Annotated in this window: 5 protein-coding genes and 1 pseudogene; 5 read left to right on the top strand and 1 reads right to left on the bottom strand. The window is 68.1% G+C overall.

Features of this window, described 5'->3' with window-relative positions; all coding sequences use genetic code 11:
- Positions 1 to 96: 96 nt before the first annotated feature.
- The 5 genes from R6V09_RS50130 (at position 97) to R6V09_RS50150 (ending at position 2,609) form a co-directional block, all read left to right on the top strand.
- Entirely contained in the window at positions 97 to 744 is a 648-nt protein-coding gene (locus tag R6V09_RS50130) for a hypothetical protein (RefSeq protein ID WP_317888090.1), read from the top strand.
- Positions 745 to 792: 48 nt separating this feature from the next.
- A complete protein-coding gene (locus R6V09_RS50135) occupies positions 793 to 972 on the top strand; it encodes a hypothetical protein (RefSeq protein ID WP_019075458.1) in 180 nt (59 codons plus the stop codon).
- Between the two features lie 144 nt (positions 973 to 1,116).
- Positions 1,117 to 1,506, top strand: a complete 390-nt coding sequence (locus R6V09_RS50140) for a BlaI/MecI/CopY family transcriptional regulator (protein WP_442810290.1) — start codon at positions 1,117 to 1,119, stop codon at positions 1,504 to 1,506.
- 9 nt (positions 1,507 to 1,515) lie between these two features.
- Positions 1,516 to 2,049, top strand: a complete 534-nt coding sequence (locus tag R6V09_RS50145; RefSeq protein ID WP_200715432.1) for an amino-acid N-acetyltransferase — start codon at positions 1,516 to 1,518, stop codon at positions 2,047 to 2,049.
- A 224-nt stretch (positions 2,050 to 2,273) separates the two neighbouring features.
- Positions 2,274 to 2,609 carry a histone-like nucleoid-structuring protein Lsr2 gene (locus R6V09_RS50150; RefSeq protein WP_019075461.1) on the top strand — a complete coding sequence of 112 codons (336 nt, stop codon included), beginning with the start codon at positions 2,274 to 2,276 and terminating at the stop codon, positions 2,607 to 2,609.
- Here R6V09_RS50150 and R6V09_RS50155 read toward each other — a convergent pair.
- Positions 2,588 to 2,871, bottom strand: a pseudogene (locus R6V09_RS50155) (SCO3374 family protein); the annotation flags it as partial. The gene R6V09_RS50150 and the pseudogene R6V09_RS50155 sit on opposite strands and share 22 nt — an antisense overlap.

The raw sequence follows: 2,871 nt of genomic DNA on the forward strand, positions 1-2,871 counted from the left end.
GCGAAAACCCCGCGCCACACCCGCCCCCTATGTCGAATTTGTCTGATTAGCGCGTATCGTCGCCGCATGCCCACGCCATACGGATCCCGCGGCGGCATGGCGTTCGGTGCGGAGGAGCTGCGTGTGCTCCGTCGCGCCCTCGCTCTCGCCCTCCAGCCCCGAACCGCCTCCGCCGAGGACGTCAAGGACTGTCTCCGGCTCGCCGAATCCCTCGACGAAGCGGTGCGCGAGGGGGTCCGGCTGCGCGCCTTCCTGGTCGCCGACCTCGCCCGGTACCGCGCCGCCCTGCCCGGCACCACCGCCGGCTACCTCACGCTCCTGGAGGAGGCGCTCGGCGCCGGGTACCGCCCGGACGTCGACGACCTCTCCGCGCTGCGTGCGCTGCGCGGGAACCCGGCCGCCGCAGCCCTCCTCGACCGCTGTCTCGCACTCGCCGAACAGGACGTACGCGCGCGCCTCGCCCGCCGTACGACCGTCCGCCCCGCCCCGACCGTCCCCGCCTCCCGCACTCCCCCCCTGGCGCTCCCTGGAGGCCTCTCGGGCGGCCTTTCCGTGACCGTCGGGGGTCCTGCGGGGGAGGACGCCAAGGAGCCCGTACGCAAGCCCGTGGAGCGGCCGGCGCCCGCACCCGCACCCGCGGCCCCGAAGCCGTCCCGGCCGATCCCCACCCCCGGCGAGGTCTTCCCCCGGCGTAAACCGGCACCGCCTCCCGCGAACCCGCCGCAGCAACTCGCCGCCGGCTGAAGCGACCCCGCCCCGTCCGCTCCCGGGCCCGTGGCTACTCTGGAGGACATGGACTATGTCTCCGCGCTCGTGCCCCCGGTCGTCATGGCCGTGTTCTTCATCGGACTGATCCGGGTCATCGTGAAGACCCAGGGCGGGGCCATGAAGGCCAAGGAGGACGCGGCCGTCGACGCCGCCATCGCGCGCGCGGAGAGCGCCCGCCAGGCCTCTTCGACCACCGAGGCCTGACCCCCCGCCTTTCGACGGCGCCTTCAAGGGCGTACGACTCCCGCACGCGTGCCCGTGCTTTCCGAGTCGTACGCCCTTTTTGTGCCTTTTCCACTATGGTTCTGAGCTGTGCCTCGCCCATTGGGAGAACTCGAAGACTCGGTCATGACGCGGGTGTGGAAGTGGAACCGCCCGGTGACCGTTCGAGAAGTCCTGGAAGACCTTCAGCAGGAACGGTCGATCGCGTACACCACGGTGATGACCGTTTTGGACAATCTCCATCAGAAGGGCTGGGTGCGTCGCGAGGCGGAAGGCCGGGCGTATCGATATGAGGCGGTCTCCACACGGGCCGCCTACTCGGCCGCCCTGATGAACGACGCCTGGTCCCAGAGCGACAACCCCGCGGCTGCTCTCGTCGCCTTCTTCGGGATGATGAGCGACGAACAGCGTGAGGCCCTGCGCAGGGCCGTACGCATCGTCCAGGGGCCGGAAACACCCGAACCCGCGGATGGCGTCGAGAACCCCGGCTCCCCGCCCTCCGGCGGCGGGCGATAGCGTCCGCTCATGTCAGCAGAGCACCCAGAAGTCACCGCGAAAGCCATCACCGTCCGGCGGGCCCGGACCGGTGATGTCCCGGCGGTCCGCCGACTCCTTGACGCCTACGTTCGCGGTCGCATCCTGCTCGACAAAGCGACCGTGACTCTTTACGAGGACATACAGGAGTTCTGGGTCGCCGAACGCGACGACAACGCCGAGGTCGTCGGCTGCGGCGCACTGCACGTCATGTGGGAAGACCTCGCGGAAGTCCGTACTCTCGCCGTGAAGCCCGGGTTGAAGGGTGCCGGTGTAGGTCATCAGTTGCTGGAGAAGTTGCTGCACACGGCTCGTTGGCTAGGTGTTCGTCGCGTTTTCTGTCTCACCTTCGAAGTGGACTTCTTCTCCAAGCACGGCTTCGTGGAGATCGGTGAGACACCTGTTGACACCGATGTCTACGCGGAGCTGTTGCGTTCCTATGACGAGGGCGTGGCGGAGTTCCTGGGTCTCGAACGAGTGAAACCGAACACCTTGGGCAACAGTCGGATGCTTCTGCATCTGTGATCGCTGCGCTCAATTCGGCCCGGACGCCCTGCCCAGGTTCCCTATGTCCGAAACGCGCATCTTTTCGGACCGAGGAGGTCGCTCGGTCTCTCCCAGGGGTTTGTGTTTTTCCAGCAAAAGCGGTTTGCTTTCCGACGTACTGCAGTACTGCATATAACAGGGGACGGCGAAACGGCGGACGCCGCAGACCCCAGGCCCGCAAGTTATCGATGAAAGGAAATCCGGTGGCACAGAAGGTTCAGGTCCTTCTTGTCGACGACCTCGACGGCGGCGAGGCGGACGAGACGGTGACGTTCGCACTGGACGGCAAGACGTACGAGATCGATCTCACCACCGCGAATGCGGACAAGCTCCGTGGTCTTCTCGACGCTTACGTGAAGGGCGGACGCCGTACCGGTGGCCGTGCTTCGGGTGGCCGTGGAAAGGCGCGCGCCGCTACCGGTGGCAGCCAGGACACCGCGCAGATCCGCGCGTGGGCCAAGGAGAACGGTTACGAGGTCAACGACCGCGGCCGTGTTCCCGCGTCCATTCGCGAGGCCTACGAGAAGGCCAACGGCTGAGCGCACGAGCGCCGCAGCCGGACCCGGTGGCACTGTGTGGCCACCGTGTCCACGAGTCGTACGAGATCAGGGGCGCCTCCAACGCCCCCCACGGCCGACAGTGTCGGCAGCGAGGCCTCGACCTCGCGCCCCGGCTCGGGGGGCCGCAGCCATACGGCGGCCCCCTGCACGGGACCCGGACGACCCGCGGGAAGCGACTTCCCGGGGTGCCCCTTCGCGGGCCTCGCGCCAGAGAGCGGCGGCATCTTCGCGGGCCCCGCCC

It is taken from the genome of Streptomyces sp. W16 (assembly GCF_033194735.1).
Classification (GTDB): Bacteria; Actinomycetota; Actinomycetes; order Streptomycetales; family Streptomycetaceae; genus Streptomyces.